This window comes from Tautonia sp. JC769 (assembly GCF_040717455.1).
Classification (GTDB): domain Bacteria; phylum Planctomycetota; class Planctomycetia; order Isosphaerales; family Isosphaeraceae; genus Tautonia.
This window is the reverse complement of the sequence record NZ_JBFEFH010000005.1, coordinates 67,168-86,315: the sequence shown is the minus strand read 5'-3', so window position 1 is coordinate 86,315 and position 19,148 is coordinate 67,168. Positions and strand designations below refer to the sequence as shown.

Annotated in this window: 12 protein-coding genes; 9 read left to right on the top strand and 3 right to left on the bottom strand. The window is 69.9% G+C overall.

The features are described 5' to 3' along the window. Window positions 1-803 precede the first annotated feature (803 nt). From AB1L88_RS07095 to AB1L88_RS07080, 4 genes are read left to right on the top strand one after another with little or no spacing between them, the layout of a single operon-like run. Window positions 804-1,871, top strand: coding sequence for a DUF1559 domain-containing protein (locus AB1L88_RS07095; RefSeq protein ID WP_367095948.1), 1,068 nt, complete (start codon window positions 804-806; stop codon window positions 1,869-1,871). A 45-nt stretch (window positions 1,872-1,916) separates the two neighbouring features. After that, window positions 1,917-2,141, top strand: coding sequence for a hypothetical protein (locus tag AB1L88_RS07090; protein WP_367095947.1), 225 nt, complete (start codon window positions 1,917-1,919; stop codon window positions 2,139-2,141). A 47-nt stretch (window positions 2,142-2,188) separates the two neighbouring features. Beyond that, entirely contained in the window at window positions 2,189-2,452 is a 264-nt protein-coding gene (locus tag AB1L88_RS07085) for a hypothetical protein (protein WP_367095946.1), read from the top strand. An 18-nt stretch (window positions 2,453-2,470) separates the two neighbouring features. Next, complete coding sequence (locus tag AB1L88_RS07080) at window positions 2,471-5,176, top strand: kelch repeat-containing protein (protein WP_367095945.1); 2,706 nt, start codon at window positions 2,471-2,473, stop codon at window positions 5,174-5,176. On the opposite strand, the gene AB1L88_RS07075 is transcribed toward AB1L88_RS07080, so the two are convergent. After that, complete coding sequence (locus AB1L88_RS07075) at window positions 5,155-6,060, bottom strand: protein phosphatase 2C domain-containing protein (RefSeq protein ID WP_367095944.1); 906 nt, start codon at window positions 6,058-6,060, stop codon at window positions 5,155-5,157. The two genes, AB1L88_RS07080 and AB1L88_RS07075, sit on opposite strands and share 22 nt — an antisense overlap. 239 nt (window positions 6,061-6,299) lie before the next feature. Continuing rightward, entirely contained in the window at window positions 6,300-7,034 is a 735-nt protein-coding gene (locus AB1L88_RS07070) for an SGNH/GDSL hydrolase family protein (protein ID WP_367095943.1), read from the bottom strand. Window positions 7,035-7,476: 442 nt separating this feature from the next. Here AB1L88_RS07070 and AB1L88_RS07065 point away from each other — a divergent pair, with 442 nt between their 5' ends. After that, entirely contained in the window at window positions 7,477-8,490 is a 1,014-nt protein-coding gene (locus AB1L88_RS07065) for an SDR family oxidoreductase (protein WP_367095942.1), read from the top strand. A gap of 174 nt (window positions 8,491-8,664) precedes the next feature. After that, on the top strand, window positions 8,665-9,906 hold the full coding sequence (locus AB1L88_RS07060) for a glycosyltransferase (RefSeq protein WP_367095941.1): 1,242 nt from the start codon (window positions 8,665-8,667) through the stop codon (window positions 9,904-9,906). Between the two features lie 36 nt (window positions 9,907-9,942). On the opposite strand, the gene AB1L88_RS07055 is transcribed toward AB1L88_RS07060, so the two are convergent. Continuing rightward, window positions 9,943-10,866: a bifunctional riboflavin kinase/FAD synthetase gene (locus AB1L88_RS07055; protein ID WP_367096139.1), complete on the bottom strand. Its 924-nt coding sequence runs from the start codon at window positions 10,864-10,866 to the stop codon at window positions 9,943-9,945. Between the two features lie 699 nt (window positions 10,867-11,565). On the opposite strand from AB1L88_RS07055, the gene AB1L88_RS07050 reads away from it, so the two are divergent. The 3 genes from AB1L88_RS07050 (at window position 11,566) to AB1L88_RS07040 (ending at window position 18,666) form a co-directional block, all read left to right on the top strand. Beyond that, window positions 11,566-14,226, top strand: coding sequence for a heavy metal translocating P-type ATPase (locus AB1L88_RS07050; RefSeq protein ID WP_367095940.1), 2,661 nt, complete (start codon window positions 11,566-11,568; stop codon window positions 14,224-14,226). A gap of 123 nt (window positions 14,227-14,349) precedes the next feature. Then, entirely contained in the window at window positions 14,350-17,337 is a 2,988-nt protein-coding gene (locus tag AB1L88_RS07045; RefSeq protein ID WP_367095939.1) for a DUF1553 domain-containing protein, read from the top strand. Window positions 17,338-17,373: 36 nt separating this feature from the next. Next, the gene (locus AB1L88_RS07040) at window positions 17,374-18,666 is read left to right on the top strand and encodes a DUF1501 domain-containing protein (RefSeq protein WP_367095938.1); all 1,293 of its coding nucleotides are present in this window, start codon (window positions 17,374-17,376) and stop codon (window positions 18,664-18,666) included. The last annotated feature ends 482 nt before the right edge of the window (window positions 18,667-19,148 follow it).

Sequence of the window (19,148 nt, the reverse complement as noted above, 5' to 3'; positions counted from 1 at the left end):
CCGAGTCGCCCCATCTGATCCGTCGATCCCGAGCACCGCACGCCAGGGGCCGACCCCCAACCTCTCGGGTCGGCCCCTGGCGATTTGCTTGTGTGGCCTGTTTCCCGGCCGAGCACGGGCCCCCTGCCGCCATTCGCGTGCCCGCCCCCCTGGCGAAGGGTGCGCACCGCCCCCGATCTTTTTCGCCCCGGGCCGGGACTCGGTCATTGACAGGGCAGGGGCGAGAATCGTATCGTACGACCCTGTTGAGACTGAGTCTCAGTATTTCGGCTCGCGGTCGTCCCGCAAACGGGCCCTCGGTGGAGGGTCATCCCGCAGCAGGGCCGAGGAGCCTGTCGTCGATTCTCGCGATGGCCCCCTCTTGATTGAGGGAGGCCAGACTTCGGGAGTCGTTCTGAGACGAGGTCTCAATGTCATTCCCGAGGTGGGTGAGCTGGTGATGGTCCCGCCGGATCACGATCATCTCGGGGGGTTGGGTTCGCGGAGGGGTCGGTCGGAGCGATCGACCCCAGGGCGGCACGCACGCGGAGACGAGCGTCGAGCGTGCCGGACCCCGAGCCACCGCCATGCGGCCGGAGTCGTCCGGTTTCGTGGCGGCCGGCACGTCCGCCGGGGAGGCATCCTGCCCGGTTGTTCCGGGAGGATGCGGGACCACTCCCCGGCGGCGTGCCCCCCGGGCCGATGGGGCCGGGGGCGGCGAGACGGGGGGGAGAGTCAATTGGTCCCGAGGGCGGCCGTCGCCAGAAATCCACGGCCCCAGATGCTTGAAATCGATCCGGATCGGATCCCTCGGAATCAACACGATGAACACACGACCGATGCGTCCTCGGGACGGCTTCACGCTGATTGAGTTGCTGGTGGTCATCGCGATCATCGGCGTGCTGATCGCCCTGCTCCTGCCGGCCGTCCAGTCGGCCCGCGAGGCGGCCCGCCGGGCGCAATGCGTGAACAATCTCAAGCAGCTTGGCCTGGCCCTGCACAATTACGAGAGCAGCAATCAGGTCTTCCCGGCGGCCATGCACGGCGGGTTCGGCAGCGTCTACTCGAACTTCACCGGTTTCCACTCGATCTTGCCGCACCTCGAGCAGACGGCCCTGGCGTCGGCCTTCAACTTCGAGCAGGGATTGTTCGCCGCCGGGATGGGGACCTACTTCGGCTGGTCGATGCCTGACCAGACGACGGGCATTTCCACGCAGATCGGGACCTTCCTGTGCCCGTCGAATCGGGACCAGGGAGAAATCGGGTCGAGCTTCCGATTCGGGTCGGTCTCCTGGGAACTGGACCGGGTCGCGGTGACCGATTACGTGTTCAGCGCCGGCGCGGACAACTACGTTTCGCAGCCGTTCCTGAACCGGAATCTTCGCGGCATGTCGGGCATCGACGTGTTCACAAGGCTCTCGGAGGTCCGGGACGGGACGAGTCAGACGATGCTGATGGGAGAGGCGGCCGGCGGGAACGACGCCAATCCGTTCGCTGCGGTCGGTTTCGCCGAGAATCGGGTCTGCGTTCCCCTGGGACAGTTCGACCAGGGCAGGTACTACGACAACATCCTCTTCATGGCCTACGGTCGCCGGCGGAACTGGGGGGCGGAGTACATCGTCGGGGGATTGATGGGGACGACCACCGACCGGCTGGGGTCCTTCTACGGCCTGAACGATTGCGGATATCCGTCGGCGACGGACCATTTCGCCCCTGCCAACCCGCTCTCGGGCCAGACCTTGCCGAACTTCCGCAGCGTCCATCCCGGGGGGGCGAATTTCCTGTTCGGCGACGGGAGCGTCAAATTCATCAAGGACACGATCAATCCGGCGGCATACACCGCGCTGTCGACCGTCTCGGCTGGCGAAATTGTCTCGTCGGACCAGTATTGATCCGTGAATCCCCCCGGCGGTTCGTCTCCTCAAGGATTTGTCCTCATGAATGACCGAACTCGGAAATCCGTACTGCTCGGCGTGGCGCTCCTCGGCCTCGGTGCCGTGGGGTGTGGTGATTCCTCGGGGGGCGGGAACCGCTCGCCGCGTTCCGATGAGGATCCGGCCGCATATCAGGAGGCGATCGACCAGTCCGCGCGGGCGGAACAGGAAGCCCGAGCGGCGGAGGCGGCGGCCCTCGGCGACGCCGCCGGATCGTTGCCGGAGTGATGATGTTCGGGAGTCACGGCCCCGCCCCCGAGAGGATGCATTACGGAATGAATATGCCACGTTGCATTCCCGCCCTGGCGATCGTCCTGAGCCTCGGCCCCGGCTGCGAATCGCGGGTCGGGTCGCGGTCGCCGACGCCGGATCAGGACCCGGCCCGCTATGCCCGCGCCTTGCAGGACGAAGCCGAGGCGCAACGAGAGAACCGAGAGAACGAGGCGCGATTCCACCGGGGTCCGCTCCTCGAACTCGCCGAAGCCGATTTCGCCCAGCACCAGTCATCGTCCGACGATTCGACCACTGATAATCCCTGACAGACCAGAGGCCTTCCCATGAAGCGATCAGCAAACCGAGGGCCCGCGATCGCCGCGGCCACCGCCCTCCTCGCGTTATTCACCACGGGGCCTTCGGCCTCGGCGCATTTCCTTTGGCTCACGGCCGAACGCGAGCCGAACGACTCGGTGGCCGTCCATGCGTTCTTCGCGGAACAGCCACTGCCCGAACTGCCGATGTTCCTGAAGTACCTGGACAAGGCCCGTTTTTCGATCGAAGGCGAGTCGATCACGCTCGACCGCGGCGAGGAGACCGACTTCGCCCGGTTGCAGGGCGACCTGCCCCGTGCGGTCGACGGCGACCTCGCGTTCGGCCTCATGACCCGAGACGAGGTGACGTTCCGGCTCATGTACACGTCTCGTCTCCAGTTCGGCCCGGCGCCCGCCGAATCGGCCGAAACCGGCGACGGCTTGCGGTTGCGATGGGTTCGCGGAGGCGACGAAGGCGGGGTCATCGAGGCCCGGTTCGACGGCGAGCCCGCCCCCCGCGCCGAGATCAAGGTGTTCCACGAGGACGGCGAGATCAAGACCGTGATCGCCGATGACCAGGGGCGCATCCTGTGCCCGGAAGCGGTCGAGGGGCGGGCCGGTCTGCTCGCGAAGTGGGTCGACGGGGTCGCCGGCGAGCTGGACGGCTCCCCCTTTGCGGAATCGCGCCACTATGCGACGCTGGTGGCGACCCCGATCCTCGACCCGCAGGAAACCCAGGCTGTGACCGACACCCGCCGACCGTCCCGGCCCTTTGCCCTGATCCCCGAGCCGACCAACAGTTTCGGCGGGGCGGTCGTGGGGGATTTCCTCTATGTGTACAGCGGCCACACGGGGACGACCCACCGCTACCACACGGGGACGACGAACCCGCACTTCTACCGCCTCGACCTGCGCGACCGGACGACCTGGGAGGAACTCCCCTGCGGCACCGCCCTGCAAGGGGCGGCCCTGGTCCCTCACGAGGGGACGGTGATTCGGGTCGGCGGCATGCTCGCTCGCAACGAGGAAGGGGAGCCGCACGACCTGATCTCCGTCGCCGAGGTGGCCCGATTCGACCCGGAGACGCGGGAGTGGACCGATCTTCCTCCTTTGCCCGAACCCCGATCCACGCACGATGCCGCGGTCCTGGGCGACTCCCTCTACGTGGTCGGCGGCTGGTCGATGACGGGGGGAGATTCGGGTGACGCCTATTTTCTTGATGATGCGTTGCGCCTCGACCTGAGCGACCCCGAGGCCGGCTGGGTCGCCTTGCCCCCGCCCCCGACCCCGCGGCGGGCGTTGGCGGTCGCCGCGCACGACGGGAAGATTTTCGTCGTGGGAGGCCTGCTCGAGACCAGCGACACGACGCGAGAGGTCTTGATCTACGACCCCGAGGCCCAGTCGTGGTCTGAAGGGCCGGAATTCCCGGGCGAACCGATCCAGGGGTTCGCCCCTTCGGCCTTCAGCGTGGGGGGCCGGCTGGTGGCCAGCGGAGGCGACGGCACGGTCTACCGCCTCTCCGAGTCGGGCGAAGCCTGGGAACCGGTGGCCGAGCAGGCCGTGCCTCGGATCACCCATCGGCTCCTGCCCGGAATCGATGATGATGCCCTGATCGTGGGGGGGAATTACGCGGGGGTCCCCGTGCGATTCATCGAGTCGATCCCGCTGGGGCCCGCGCCGAGGGACTCGAAGGTCGTCTCCTGGTCCGTCGCATTGCCCGGAGCGGCGGCCCAGGCGCACGCGGTCGGCATGATCGGCTCGCAGGTCATGCTCGCCGGGGGGAATCGCAGCCGGAAGCCGCACGCGTTCAGTTCGGAACTCCTGACGGACGAGGTGTTCGCGATCCGACTCGATGGGACGCCGGCCGAGCCGGTCGCGGCTCTCCCCTCGGCCCGGCAGTCGAGCGTGATCGTCACGGTCCCCGACGGCAGGCGGGCCGACACCTATCTGCTCGGCGGGATCGGGGACGACGGCGAGGTGGTCCGGACCCTGGGCTCCGTGGCGCGGCGGAAGGCCTCGGAGACGGCCTGGGAATCCCTCGATGCGACGATCCCCGACGATCGCGGGATGTTCGGCGCGGCTGAGCACGACGGGGCCATCTGGGTCTTCGGGGGGAGCATCTTCGACCCCCGACCCGAGTCCGAGGGCCCTCGATTCCCGACGAGCATCCTCCGCTGGGAGGTCGGACGCGAGGGAAGCACGTTCGAAGCCACCCCGCACGAACTGCCGAGGGCGCGTCGATCGTTCGCCGGGGCGGTGCTCGATGGGGCCTATGTCCTCGTCGGCGGGCTCGGCGACGACCAGAAATTGGTCGAGGTCGTCGATGTCTTCGATTTCGAGTCGGGCGAATGGCGCACGCTCCCCGCTCCGCGTCACCCCCGGGTCTTCGCCGACCTGGTGGCGCTCGACGGCAAGCTGTACCTGGGGGGCGGCTTCGCGGCCGACTCGACCGGGCATTTCGAGCCGGCACGGTCGATCGAGGTGTTCGACCCCAGGGCCGGGGCCTGGAGCACGGTGATGGAGGACCTCCCGATCGACGTGCACGCGGCGCGGCTCATGGCCACCCGGGATCGCCTGCTCCTGTTCGGAGTCGACGCGGACGACCCGAATCGGGCTCGGCTCGCCCTGGTGGCGCCTCTACCCCCGCGGCCGGAGACCCTGGACGCCAACGCGAGCAGGACCCCTGCCGCAGGCCGCCCCGGGGACGACGCGACTCAGGGCGACGCGACCCGATAATCGGCAACGATCACGGTGATGTTGTCACGCCCCCCCGAGGCCAGGGCCGCGTCGATCAGGCGATCGCACGCGGCCTTCGGCTCGGGCTCGCTGCTGAGGATGCGGGCGATCTCGGCGTCCTCGACCTGGTCGCTCAGGCCGTCGCTGCACAGCAAGAGCCGGTCGCCCGAGTGCAATTCGAGCCGATGGATCTCGGCCTCGATCCCCTTGTCGGGAGATCCGATGTAGTTGGTCAGGACGTTCCGCAGGCGGTGCGACTTGACCTCCGATTGGGTGATCCGCCCGGTCGTCGCCAGGTCTTGCGCCACCGTGTGGTCACGGGTGATCTGCTGCAAGGCGCCCCCGTGGGAGAGGTAGACCCGGGAGTCGCCCACGTGGATGACGAACAGCCGGAGGCCGACGCTGTAGGCGACCGAGAGGGTCGTCCCCATGCCCTCCTTCGACGCATCCAGGGACGCCTGGGTATAGACCCGCTGATTGATCTGCTGGATGTAGCTCCGGCAGGTGGCGACCAGCTCCTCGATCTCGCTGGGGCCGGAGACGTCCAGGTGCCACTTGGCCGCGTCGCGGAGCAGCTCCAGGCCGGCGCTGATCGCCAGGAAGCTGGCATCCTCCCCCGAGGCCATGCCCCCCATGCCGTCGGCGACGGCGAGCAGGTGGCCGATCTCCTCCGGGAGGATCGGGATCCGCAGCGAATCAAGGTTCGTCGACTCGATCTCGATCCCGCGTCGGAGCCGGGCGACGAGGTAGTGATCCTCGTTGTTCTGGCGGATCTTCCCGACATCGGTCCGGGCGGACGAGTTCACCTCGACCGTCGGCGACAGGGCTCGGGGGACGGCGGGGAAGTCGCCGGTGTCCAGGATCTTCGGGTCTGTCGTATCCATGGCCTGTGTGTCCCGTCCCGTTCCCCGACGTGGCGAGCAACGTCGCCCGATCCCACCCCTCCGGAACGGTGCTGACCGATTGTGTCAGGAATCGCCGAGAACGCAAGGACTCGATCGGGGCCGAGGCGGAGTGGTCGTCAGGGATTCCGGCGCGACGTGCGATGACTCCCGCCGCCCGCCGTCCCCGATCGACCCGAGGGGGAGGGCGGGCGCGCCCGAAGCCGGATCATTCCCGCGGTTCAGGGGCCCGAGGGCCCATCTCCCGGCTGCGTGAGCATGGGAGCGAGCGTCTCGGCCCAGATGGCATACCCCTCCCGGCTCAGATGCAGGCCGTCGGCGACGTACAGTTCCGGCCTCAGCCCTCCCTGCGGGGTGAGCATCGGGGTGGCGACGTCGAGGAACGCCAGGTGGTCGCCCCGCTCGCAAGCCTCCCGGACGAGTGTATTCGCGCGACGCATCGACGGCCAGTCATCCTTGCGGGCGATGCTCGGCTTGATCGCGAGGAAGACGACCTTCGCCTCGGGAGACGCGGCGCGAACCCGATCGACGAGCGCGAGGAAATCCCCCAGCACGCGATCGGGGGACTTGCCCGCGGCGATGTCGTTGTCGCCGGCGTACACGAAAACCAGGCGGGGACGCACCGGCGCGACGAGCCGATCCGCGTAGTGGATCACGTCCGAGAGCTGCGAACCGCCGAACCCGCGGTTCACGAGACCCCGATCGGGGAACCAGGCGTCCAGATCCCAGAGCTTGATGCTGGAACTGCCGAGGAAGAGGACCGAGCCCGGCTCGGGAGGGTCGTCCTGGTTCGCCCGCTCGAATTTCTCGATCTCCCCGGCGAATCGCGAGGGGGCGGGATCGGGCGGGCCGTCGCCGGCCCGGAGCGGGGCGAGGCCCGGCAAGAGCCAGACGATCGAGGCGAGGAGCCCTCTCGCCACGCGGACGGATCGGACTCGTTGGGAGAGACGTGCCATGACCAAAACATCCTCGAAGAGGTCCTGGGACTTCGATCGAATACGCCGACACCGGCCCCGGCGTGACCTCGGCCCGACTGGACAGGGCAGAGCGTCGCGGGGTCACGCCGATCGCCCTTGCCGGTGTCGATCGATCGATGAGCGGAGCGGCCCGGGCTGCGTGAGACGTGACGTGCCGCCTGCATCGTCCGGGCCGTGGAGAACGACGGGAAGATTCGGGGCCGCGCTCCCGCGGGCGAATCCAGGGCATGCGACTTGCTCGCATCATCTCCGACTGATTCGGGTTTCTGCAATCCCAAACCGAGGGGTGCCCCCGGGCGAGGCGCCGCGATTCGAGCCCCGCCCATCTCCGATCCGCCCGCGTGGAGGACGCCCCGACGAGTCCCGATGCATCGGGGGCATGGCATCCCGAGCAATCCGAGAAATGACCCAGGGAACATTGATGAGACGCAACGGAACGAACCCGCCGGTCGTCGTGATCACCGGGGCCTCGGCCGGGGTCGGGCGGGCCACGGCCCGGGCCTTCGCGTCCCGAGGGGCCCGCATCGGCCTGATCGCCCGCGGGATCGATCGGCTCGAGGCCACCCGGCGGGACGTCGAGCGGTCGGGCGGGACCGCCCTCTGCCTGCCCTGCGACGTGGCCGATGCCCGGGCAGTCGACGCCGCCGCCGCCGCCGTCGAGCGCGAGCTGGGGCCGATCGACGTCTGGGTCAACAACGCCATGGTCTCGGTCTTCTCCCCCGTCGTGGAGATGACCCCCGACGAGTACCGTCGCGTGACCGAGGTGACGTATCTCGGCTACGTCCACGGGACGCTCGCCGCCCTGAAGCGATTGAAGCCGAGGGACCGGGGCACGATCATCCAGGTCGGCTCGGCGCTCGCCTATCGGGGGATCCCGCTCCAGTCGGCGTACTGCGCCGCCAAGCACGCGATCCAGGGGTTCAACGACTCGCTCCGGGCCGAACTCCTGCACGATCGGAGCAAGGTCCGCGTCACCTCCGTCCACCTGCCGGCCATGAACACGCCCCAGTTCCGCTGGGTCAAGAGCCGGCTCCCGCGCAAGGGGCAGCCGGTGCCCCCCATCTATCAGCCCGAAATCGCCGCCGAGGCGATCGTCTGGGCCTCCGAACACGACCGCCGCGAACTGCTCGTCGGCTGGCCCACCATCCAGGCGGTCCTCGGCAACAAGGTGCTGCCGGGGGTCGGCGACTGGTACCTCGCCCGGAACGGCATCGAGTCCCAGATGGGGGACGAACCGCAGGACCCGAACCAGCCGCACAACCTCTGGGAGCCGGTGCCCGGCGACCGGGGGGCCCATGGCGCGTTCGATGATCGGGCCGTCGATCGGCGCTGGGAGCTGCAGCTCTCGATCCATCGCAACGCGATCCTCGGCGGCCTGGCCCTGGCCGGGGTCCTGGCGGCGGGCCTGGCCTGGTCCCGATCCTCGTCGTCCTGACGAGCCGGGCGGGTCGAGGGGCGTTGCCCGATCGAAATGCCCGATTCGGTGCCCGAGCGGGCGCGATCGCGGTTGACCGATCGGCCCACTTGGGCAAATCTAAGGGCCATTGAGGGCGTAGGAACGTCCCGCAACGGGTTCTGCTCGGACTCTCGAATCGGACGGGAACGCATCATGGACGAGACCCCGAATCGCTCGGAGGCCGAGGCTGCTGCCGATCCCGGGTTGACGCTCTACATCGATGCCAACCCCCTGGCCGACCGGCACCTGACCGGCATCGGCCGCTACACGGCCCGGGTCGTGCTGTCGCTGGCCCGCCTCGTGCCGCTCCGGTTCTTCTCCAACGGGAAGGAGCTGATCCTCAAGGGGCCGCTCGACCCGGACCTCGACCAGGACCTCGGCGCCCTCGGCCGATCCATCTGGTCGAGCCGCCGGGTCCCGCTCGGGCCCCCTCCGGCCCGGAGCGCCGGGCTCTTCGGTTGCCTGAGGCCGGTCGAGAAGCTCTTCCCGGTCGAGATGAGCATCCTGCACGACTTCACCCCCCTGGTCGTGCCCTGGACCCACTCGGAGAAGACCCGGGGGATGTTCCGGGGCTTCTTCGCCAAGAGCCTGCTGTCGTCCGACTGCGCCCTGGCCGTCTCGCACGCGACCAAGGCCGACGCGGGCTGGCTGACGCCGTTCCCGCAAGACCGGATCGTCGTGGCCCACTCCGGGCCGAGCCTCTGCGTCGAATCGCATTGCGGGGACGGGCCTCCGGAGCCGGAGCGCCGCCCGGATGTCGGCCTGGTGGTCTCGACGCTCGAACCGCGCAAGAACCCCTTCTTCCTGCTCGACTGGTTCCGCGACTCCGACGCCCTGCCCGACGGGGCGGAACTCTGGTGGGTCGGGCCGCTCGGCTGGCTCACCTCGCGCAAGTCGCTGGAGAAGTACCGGAAGCTCCCCCGGGGCCGCCGCGTCCGGTTCCTCGGCGTCGTCCCCGACCGGGAACTCTGCCGCCTCTACCGCACGGTCGGCTGGTCGATCTACCCGTCGCTCTACGAGGGGTTCGGCTTCCCGGTGCTCGACTCGCTCCGGCACGGGACGCCCGTCCTGGCGAGCTACAACAGCGCCCTCCGCGAATTCGACACGCCCGGCATCCGCTTCTTCGACCCCTCCGATCCGGGCACCGTCGACCGGGCCTGGCACGACCTCCGCCGATCGTGGCCGGTCGCCATCCCCCAAGGGCCGCTCGACGCCCACTACCGGTGGGATCGCGTGGCGAGCACGATCGTGCAGACCCTCTCGGGCCTCCTCGACCATGCCGAGCCGGCCGGCCTCGGGGTCGCGAAACAGCTCCGGGTCGACTCGGGGCCGCCATCGGCCGGCCAATCGGTCGCCAGGGAAGCCCCGGCCCGCGTCGGCTCGGCCGGTCATTGAATCGATTCGATCCTCAATGACGGCGCGCCGCGCCGATCAACGGGGCCGAGACGCGGCGAGCACCGTCCGGGTATCGGCCACGTCGCGGCTCATTTGCACGAGCAGCGGCTCGAGGCCGTCGAAGGCCATCGAGGGGCGGAGCCGGGCGATCAGGTCGAGTTCGATCCGGCGGCCGTAGAGGTCGGCGTCGAAGTCGAGCAGGTGGGCCTCGACCGTGCGCAGGGACGCACCGAACGTCACATTCGGGCCGATGTGGGTGGCCGAGGGAATCGGCGCCGGCTCCCCGTCGAGGTACGCGAGCGTCGCATAGACGCCGTCGGCGGGGATCAGGGTGTCGATCCCGCCCAGGTTGGCCGTGGGGAAGCCGATCGTGCGGCCCCGGCCCTCGCCTCGCACGACCGTCCCCCGCAGGCGGTGCGGCCGGCCGAGCAGGCCGGCGGCCTCGTCGACCTTGCCGTCGATCAGGGCGTGTCGGATGCGGGTCGAGGAGACGATCCGGCCGTTGCGCTCCGAAGGGGCGACGATCTCGAACCGCAGGTCCGACTCGGCGCACCAGTCGTCCAGCGTCTCGACCGTCCCGACCCGGTCGCGGCCGAAGCCGAACGTCGGGCCCTCGACCAGCCCCACGGCGTCGAATTGCCCGACGATCACCTCGTCGAAGAACTCCCGGGCCGTCAGGCCGAGCAGCCAGGGGCCGGTCTTGAACAGGGCAACGGCATCGACGCCGGCCTGTCGGAGCAGCTCGGCCTTGCGATCGGTCCAGGTCAAGGGGGCAGGGGCCTGGTCCGGCCGCAGGACGGCGATCGGGTGCGGGTCGAAGCTCAGCGCGACCGCGGGGGCGCCGGCCGCGTCGGCCATCGCCCGGAGCCGGTCGATCAGCTCGGCGTGGCCACGATGCACGCCGTCGAAATTCCCGATCGACACGACGCAACGGCGCAGGGAATCCGGGATAGGCCGCAAGCTCTCGAGGGTGATGACCAATCGTTGGTCCTTTTTCGTTTCGGAATCGGCAAGACACTGTCGAGTCGATGGCGAGGCGGAGGCGAACAAAGTGGGTCGGAGGCCGGCGGGAGACGACCTCTCGGGCGGAGTGTTTGCCGGGGCGCGGGCGGGTCGGGCGGTCGAAAGAGCGTCATTATCGCGGCCCGGGTTCCGGCCGGTCAATGCCGCGGGACGCGCCCAGGGCGGTCGTCCGGGCCTTTTTCCCGGTCCATGCTGGTCGGCCGTCGTCGGCATCCGCAATAATAGGAGGTCAGCCGGCCACGTGGCCCGTCAGCCCCTGACCCCATCCGCCGCGCCGCCGGCGATCGAACGGTTCGAAGTCCGGATCCGATCCGACGGCACTCGATCGCCTTCAGGTCCCGCCCCCCCGCGTCGCTCCGATTGTTTTACCCAGGGGGGAGGGAGTGCTTGGTCCGGATCTTGCCATCGCCTCGAACACGAGACGGGACCGGACGCGCCCCGTGGTCCCCCGTTCGCCCGGCTTCCCGGGGGGCGGGGACGAGTTCGAGGGACACCCTCGGCCCGATCGAGGCGCGCCAAGACGGGCCGGGGACGCCTCCCGAGGTTTGAAAACGTGCGGACGCGTTCATCGATCAAGGCCGGCCGGCGTGGTCGGGGACGAGGGATTGCTGTCGGGCCTACGCCCCTGGAGGAGTCATGACCGAAACCGATGGGACGCTCATTCGCCTGACCATTTCAGGGATGACCTGCGACCACTGCGTCCGGACGGTGCGAAAGGCCATCGAGGCCGTCCCGGGCGTGCGATCGGCCCAGGTTGACCTGAGCCCCGGGTCGGCCCAGGTCCGGGTCATGCCGGGGTGGGTCGACAACGAGGGCCTGCAATCGGCCGTGGCCAAGGCGGGGTACGAGGCCCAGATCGAATCCTCCTCGGGCGGCGACCATCCGGCCGACGCCGCCGAGGGGGGCGACCAGGAAGCCGGTGCCGAGGACGCCGACCCCGACCCTGCAGCACGGTCGGCCTCGACTTCGGCCCCGGCCCCGACTTCGGCCCCGCCCTCGCCCTCGACGCAACCGCTCGTCTCGATCGGCGTGGTGCCCGAGACTCCCGGGCCCGGGGCGACGGGGCCGTCCGACGACGACGGATCGGCCCAGGAGCTGGCGATCTCGGGGATGCACTGCGCCAGTTGCGTCGTCCGGGTGGAGAACGCGCTGGCCGGCGTCCCCGGGGTGCGCGACGCCCGGGTCAACCTCGCGACCGAGCGGGCCTCGATCCGGATCGACCCGACGCGCTTCGACCCCCAATCGCTCGAACGGGCCGTCTCCGAGGCCGGCTACCGGGCCCGCCCGATCGACAGCAGCGCCGACCCGACCCGAACGGCCGCGGCCATGCGCCAGGATCGCGAGGACCGGATCGCGTCGTGGCGTCGCCGCCTGATCGTCGGCGTCGTCTTCGTGACGCCGTTGCTCGTCCTCGGGCTCGGGCCGATGCTCGTCGGTGGGCCCTGGCAACACGCGGCCTGGGTGGGATGGGCGATGCTCGTGCCGGCCGCCATCCTCCAGGTCTATCTCGGCGGCCCGTACATCCGAGGCGCCATCGACCGGCTCCGGCACGGCTCGACCAACATGGATACCCTGATCGCCCTGGGGACCTCGACGGCCTTCGTCTACAGCCTGTATCACCTGCTGATCGGCGATCACATGCAGGCGCATTTCTTCATGGACGCCGGGATCATCCTGACCCTCATCACCCTGGGGTCGTTCCTGGAGGCCCGCTCGAAGGGGGCCGCGGGGCAGGCGATCGAGCGCCTGCTCGACCTCGCCCCCAAGACGGCCCGGGTCGTCCGCGAGGGGGGGCGCGAGGAGGACGTGCCGCTCGCGCGGGTCACGCTGGGAGACGTCGTCCGCGTCCGTCCCGGAGAGGCCATCCCGGTCGACGGCGAGGTGATCGAGGGGGCCTCGGATGTCGACGAGTCGATGCTCACCGGCGAGTCGATGCCCGTCGCCAAGGGGCCCGGCGACCGCGTGGCGGGGGCCTCCCGCAACGCCGAGGGGACGATCCTCGTCCGGGCCACCCGCCTGGGCAAGGACAGCGTGCTGGAGCAGATCGTGACGATGGTCCGCGAGGCCCAGGGGTCGAAGGCCGGCGTCCAGCGCCTGGCCGACCGCATCTCCTCGGTCTTCGTGCCGGTCGTCCTGACGATCGCCACCCTGACCTTGCTCGGCTGGGGGACGATCGTCGGAGACTGGCGGTTCGGCGTCCTGAGCGCGGCGGCCGTCCTGATCATCGCCTGCCCGTGTGCCCTGGGCTTGGCCACCCCGGTGGCGGTGGCGGTGGCGACGGGCAGGGGGGCCCGCGAGGGCTTGCTCATCCGAGACGCCTCGGCCTTCGAGCGGATGGACCGGATCCGGGCCGTCGTGCTCGACAAGACGGGGACCGTGACCGAGGGGAAGCCGACCCTGGCCGACGTCTTCCCCCAGCCCGGTTGGGACCGCGACCGCCTGCTCCGGATCGCCGGGGCCGCCGAACGCGGGAGCGAACACCCGATCGCCCATGCCCTCGCCGAATTCGCCGGAGACGCCCGGGTCGAGAAGTTCCGGGCCGTCCGGGGGGGCGGCGTCGAGGCGACCGTCGACGGCTCCCGGGTGCTCGTCGGCGCCCCGGCCTTCCTCGATCAGGAGGGCATCACCGTGCCCGATCGCGACGATCTCGGCCGCGGCCGCATTGTCATCCATGTCGCCGTCGATGGCTCCCATGCCGGCTCGCTCACCCTGACCGACCCCCCCAAGGATCACGCCCGAGAGGCCATCGCCGAGCTCCGAAACCAGGGGGCCGAGGTCTACCTCCTGACCGGCGACCACTCCTCGACGGCCCTTGCCGTGGCGGAAGAGGTCGGGATCCCGGGCGATCATGTGTTCGCCCGCGTGCTCCCCGATCAGAAGGCCGATCGCGTGGCGAGCCTCCGGCGCGAGCAGGCCGAGGCGGACGCCCCTCCGGACCGCCGCGAGCGCCGGGTGGCGATGGTCGGCGACGGCATCAATGATGCCCCCGCCCTGGCCGCCGCCGATGTGGGCATCGCGCTCGGCACCGGGACCGACGTCGCCAAGGCCGCGGCCGACGTCGTCATCGCCACCGGAGACCTTCGCGGAGTCCCCCGGGCGCTGGCCCTGGGGCGGGCCACCCTGCGGGCGATCCGGCAGAACCTGTTCTGGGCCTTCTTCTACAACGCGGTCGGCATCCCGATCGCGGCCCTCGGCCTCTTCGGGACGTATGGGCCCATGTTCGCGGCCCTGGCCATGTCGCTCAGCTCGGTCACGGTCGTCACCCGTGCTCGCCTGATCAACTGGGCACGACTCTAAATCACCATCATGGCTCGCCCCTGTTAAACAATTGGGTGACACTGGTCGGTCCATCGGCTATCATGGGGGCCATTGCCAGTCTCTCCTCGTGCGGACCCGAACAGCCCCTGGGGGACCGATCGGATGACAGACCCCTTGCGAGTCGGGCGATGGCGCCTGCTCCCGCTCATCGCGGGCGGCGTCGTCCTGGGAACGCTCGGCCTGAGTGGATCCCGGGCAGGCAGCACCCCGACGCCCCCTCCGGTCGATGTCGAGCCGATTCCCCCGGATCGCGTGACGGTCGAGCTGTGCGAGGAAGGGATTCCGGCCGACCGCGAATGGCCATCCGGCCATCCCGAGCCTTCGGAACGGTACGAGATTCCCGCCTTCGGCATCTTCCGCTTGCCGCATCGCTACATCGAGACCGGGGTGCGGGCCGACCGGGCCAATCCCCTGCTGCTCCGGGCCGTGGCGACCGTCACGTTCCCCGAAGGACGCCACCGGATCCTGCTCCGCGCCCGGGGGTCGTCTCGCCTTTTCGTCGATGACGCGCCTCTCCTGACGACCCCGTTCCCGCCCCCCATCACCGACGGCCATTCGCCCATCCCGGAGGACTTCCTCGACCTCGGGCCCGACTTCCGCTTCGCCCCGCCCGGGAACCGCGAGGACTGGACGACCTTCGAAACCCCCGGGGGGGCGCATCGGGTCGTCCTCGAAACCCTGATCGGGGGGCGTCGAGGGTCCAATCCGCTCCGGCCCGAGCCGGGGGAGACCGTCATCGCCTGGGCTCCCGAAGGCTCCGAGACGTTCCGGCTCCTCTCGCCCGACCCCGCGCTGATCGTCCCCTACACCGACGCGGGCTGGGCCGCGTTCGCCGGGCAGGAAGAGGCCCGGCTCCGCCGATCGGAGGCGGACCGACGCGCGATCGCCTTCCGGGATCACGCCCACGAATGGGCCGCCCGTCGCGCCTATGCCCTCCGATGGCTCGACGAAACCCCCGAGGTCCCGATCCCGGCGTGTCCCCCCGAATATCCCGCCTCCAACGCGATCGATCACTTCCTGGCTGCCGCCCATCAGGCCGCGTCTTCCGCGGAACCGCACGGCGGCACGATCGACTTCCCGTCCGAGATCCGCCCCATCCTCGCCTCCCGATGTTATTCGTGCCACCAGGGCGAGACCGTCCGCGGGGGCCTCCGGCTCGACACGGAGGCCGGGGCCCGCGCCGGGGGCGACTCCACCTTCCCGGCGGTCGTGCCCGGCGATCCCGAGGAGAGCGAGCTGATCCTCCGCGTCACCAGCGCCGACGACCTCGACCGCATGCCGCCGACCGGCCCTTCGCTGAGCCAGCTTGAGATTGACCTGCTCCGCCGCTGGATCGCCGAGGGAGCCTCCCGGGCGTCGCAGACGGCCCCGAGACCGTTCACGCCCCCCGTCGGGGATCTGGCCTTCCTCCGCCGCCTCACGCTCGACACCGTCGGCCTGATCCCGACCGAGGAGGAGATCTCCCGGTTCCTCGCCGACCCCCCCGACACCCGGCGCACCCTGGCCATCGACCGCCTGCTCGATGACCCGCGGTGGGCCGATCACTGGGTCGGCTACTGGCAGGATGTCCTCGCCGAGAACCCGAACATCCTCAACCCGACCCTGAACAACACCGGCCCCTTCCGCTGGTGGATTCACGAGGCGATGCTCGACAACCGCCCGGTCGATCGGTTCGTCACCGAGCTGATCCGGATGGGCGGGAGCCTCCGAGACGGCGGCCCGGCCGGCTTCGGCATGGCCTCGGAGAACGACGTGCCGATGGCGGAGAAGGCCATCATCGTCGGATCGGCGTTCCTCGGCATGAACATGACCTGCGCCCGGTGCCACGACGCCCCCGCCCACGAATGGACGCAGGAGCAACTGTTTTCGATGGCCGCCCTGCTGGCCGAGGAGCCGATCACCGTCCCTCGCACCAGCAGCGTCCCCAAAGATGCCCTGCATGGCCTCGGCCGCAGGCCCTTGATCGAGGTCACGCTGGAACCGGGGACCGAGGTCTCCCCCTCCTGGCGCTTCCCGGAGGTCATCGGGCCCGGGGCATCGCCCCCCTGGCTGCCGAGCGACGCGCGCCCCCGCGATCGGCTGGCCGCGCTCATCACCGCCCCCGAGAATAAGCGATTCGCCCGGGTCATCGTCAACCGCCTCTGGGCCCGCCTGATGGGCAGAGGCCTGATCGATCCGGTCGACGACTGGGAGAAGGCGGAGATCTCCCACCCCGAGTTGCTCGACTTCCTCGCCCGGGAACTCGTCCGGGGCGGCTACGACCTCAAGCATCCCATCCGCCTGATCCTCCAATCCGACGCCTATCAGCGTGCCCCCGACCCCGGCCTGACCGACCCCGACGCGAGCTTCGCCGCCCCCCCCCGGCGTCGACTCTCGGCCGAGCAGATCGTCGACTCCCTCTTCCTCGCGACCGGGAAGCCCCTGAAGACCGAGGAGATCAACCTCGATGTCGATGGCGGCCGGCCGATCGTCAGCTCCATCAGCCTGGGCGTCCCGCGGCGGGCCTGGCACTTCGCCTCGACCTCGAACGAGCGGGACCGACCCAGCCTTTCCCTGCCGCGCGTGCAGGCGGTCGTCGACCTGCTCCAGGCCTTCGGCTGGCGAGCGACCCGGCAGAACCCGATCACCGACCGGGAGTCCGCCCCCAACGTCCTGCAGCCGGCGATCCTGGCCAATGGCACGGCCGGCGTCTGGCTCACGAAGCTCTCCGACGACCACGGCATCACCGCCCTCGCGCTCGAGGATCAACCGGTCGAGGCGCTCGTCGATCGCCTCTTCCTCCGGGTCTTCACCCGCCTCCCTTCCCCGGAAGAGCGTGCGGAATTCGCCTCGTACCTCGGCCCCGGCTACGACTCGCGGGCGGTCGAGCCCGAGCCGACCGCCGGACCCGCCCCGGACCGGACCCCGCCGCGTTACGTCTCCTGGTCGAATCACCTGACCGAGGAGGCCGACGCCATCCAGCGGCGACGCGAGGACGAGGCCCGGCGCGGCGACCCGCCCACCGATCGACTCGATCCCGACTGGCGGCTCCGACTGGAAGACGCCCTCTGGTCCCTGATCAATGCCCCCGAATTCCTGTTCATGCCCTGATCGGCTGGTCTGATTCGACCGAGGAGATTGCGCGCCATGTCATCGACCCTCCCGGCCCCCGACCGCCGATCGTTCCTGGCCTCGTCCGCGGGGGCCCTGTCGGCCGCCTTGCTCCCGGGGGCGATCGCCCGAGGGGCCCCCGACGCCACCCCCCGGGGATCGGCCGAGCATTGCATCTTCCTCTGGCTCGCCGGGGGCATGGCCCAGATCGACACGTTCGACCCCAAGGCGGTCGGCGACCCGGTGGGGCGGAAACCCGGATCCGCGTACGAGTCGATCCCGACCGTCGTCCCCGAGGTCCGCGTCTGCCGGTTCCTCGAACGGACGGCCCGCGTGATGGACCGCGTCACCGCCGTCCGCACGGTCCACCACGCGATGATCGACGAGCACGCCGCCGCGACGAACCTCGTGCACACCGGCCGACCGACGATCGGGACCTTGATGTATCCGTCGATCGGCTCCGTCGTCGCCCATCAGCGCGGGGCTGCCCGTGATGGGGTGCCGCCCTACGTGCTGATCGGATTCCCGAATGTCAGCCGGGGGCCTGGGTTCCTCGGCCCGGAGGCCGGCTATGTCTACCTGACCGAGACCCGATCGGGCCCGGCCGGATTTCAACGCCCCGAGTTCGTGACCGACGACCGCCGGCAGCATCGGGAACGCCTCCTCGGCCTCCTCCGCCGGAACGCCCGGCACGACGCCCCACTCGCCCAGTACGACCGGGCCGTGGCCGAGAGCCTGAAATACACCGGGCCCCGCTTCACCCGGGTCTTCCAGCTCGACCAGGAGCCGGACGACCTGCGCCAGTCGTACGGCGGCGAGTTCGGCCAGCGCTGCCTGCTCGCCCGCCGCCTCGTCGAGTCGGGCGTCCGGTTCGTCGAGGTCTCCCACAACCTCGGGTTCCTCAACGGGACCGGCTGGGACACGCACAACGAGGGGCAATTGAAGCAGCATCTGCTGATCGAAGAGCTGGACTCCGCCCTCTCGACCCTGATCCTCGACCTCGAACACAGACAGATGCTCGACTCGACCCTGATCGTCGTCGCGAGCGAATTCGGCCGCCCCGCCGGGTTCGATGCCGGCGGCGGTCGCGGACACCAGGGCGCGGCCTTCACGATCGTCCTCGCCGGCGGCGGATTGCGGCACCGAGGCGCCTTCGGCACCACCGACGACTTCTCGAAGACCATCCTCGACCACCCGGTCTCGATCCCCGACATCCACGCCACGATCCACGCCACCCTCGGCATCGACCCCGCCACCATCCTGACCGGCGGCCCCCGCCCCGTCCCGATCACCGACGGCGGAACGCCGATTCACCCCCTCCTGTCCTGATCGATTCCGCCCCCCCTCGCTCCCCCTCACCTCACGCCGACCGCCCGTCTCGTCGGGCATTCGTCGTGCGTCCCTTCGGGGGCACCTCGCCACGTCCCCCCGTTCACGTCGCTCCGACTCGCCCCGGCTCCGTCGGACTCGCCCAGGCGAGAACGCCCGCGCGAATCCTCGTGGTCCGATCGAGACAAGCGCCCCGGCTTCACCCCTCGCCCGACTCGCCGGTCGCCACCGCAGACGGATTTGAGACGATGTCGTGGAGTCGCAAAATCGATTTTGGTCTACCGAAATATTCTCTTCCTCTGCCAGAGAATCCGTGTATCATAAACCCGAAACAAATGGTTTGCGACGGCCTTCGGCCCGGGCCGGCGAGCGTCTTGACCCGCTCCGGCGGGTGAGCCTTCGGGGCGACCGGGAGCGTCGAACTCTCGGTGATCCCGACCAGGCCATGAGAATCCCCAGGCCCCTCGGAGATGGCTCGCGCG

Coding starts and splice junctions, on each gene's coding strand:
- AB1L88_RS07040 (WP_367095938.1), top strand. CDS start 17,374: ATGTCATCGACCCTCCCGGCCCCCGACCGCCGATCGTTCCTGGCCTCG.
- AB1L88_RS07090 (WP_367095947.1), top strand. CDS start 1,917: ATGAATGACCGAACTCGGAAATCCGTACTGCTCGGCGTGGCGCTCCTC.
- AB1L88_RS07070 (WP_367095943.1), bottom strand. CDS start 7,034: ATGGCACGTCTCTCCCAACGAGTCCGATCCGTCCGCGTGGCGAGAGGG.
- AB1L88_RS07080 (WP_367095945.1), top strand. CDS start 2,471: ATGAAGCGATCAGCAAACCGAGGGCCCGCGATCGCCGCGGCCACCGCC.
- AB1L88_RS07085 (WP_367095946.1), top strand. CDS start 2,189: ATGAATATGCCACGTTGCATTCCCGCCCTGGCGATCGTCCTGAGCCTC.
- AB1L88_RS07095 (WP_367095948.1), top strand. CDS start 804: ATGAACACACGACCGATGCGTCCTCGGGACGGCTTCACGCTGATTGAG.
- AB1L88_RS07050 (WP_367095940.1), top strand. CDS start 11,566: ATGACCGAAACCGATGGGACGCTCATTCGCCTGACCATTTCAGGGATG.
- AB1L88_RS07075 (WP_367095944.1), bottom strand. CDS start 6,060: ATGGATACGACAGACCCGAAGATCCTGGACACCGGCGACTTCCCCGCC.
- AB1L88_RS07065 (WP_367095942.1), top strand. CDS start 7,477: ATGAGACGCAACGGAACGAACCCGCCGGTCGTCGTGATCACCGGGGCC.
- AB1L88_RS07045 (WP_367095939.1), top strand. CDS start 14,350: ATGACAGACCCCTTGCGAGTCGGGCGATGGCGCCTGCTCCCGCTCATC.
- AB1L88_RS07060 (WP_367095941.1), top strand. CDS start 8,665: ATGGACGAGACCCCGAATCGCTCGGAGGCCGAGGCTGCTGCCGATCCC.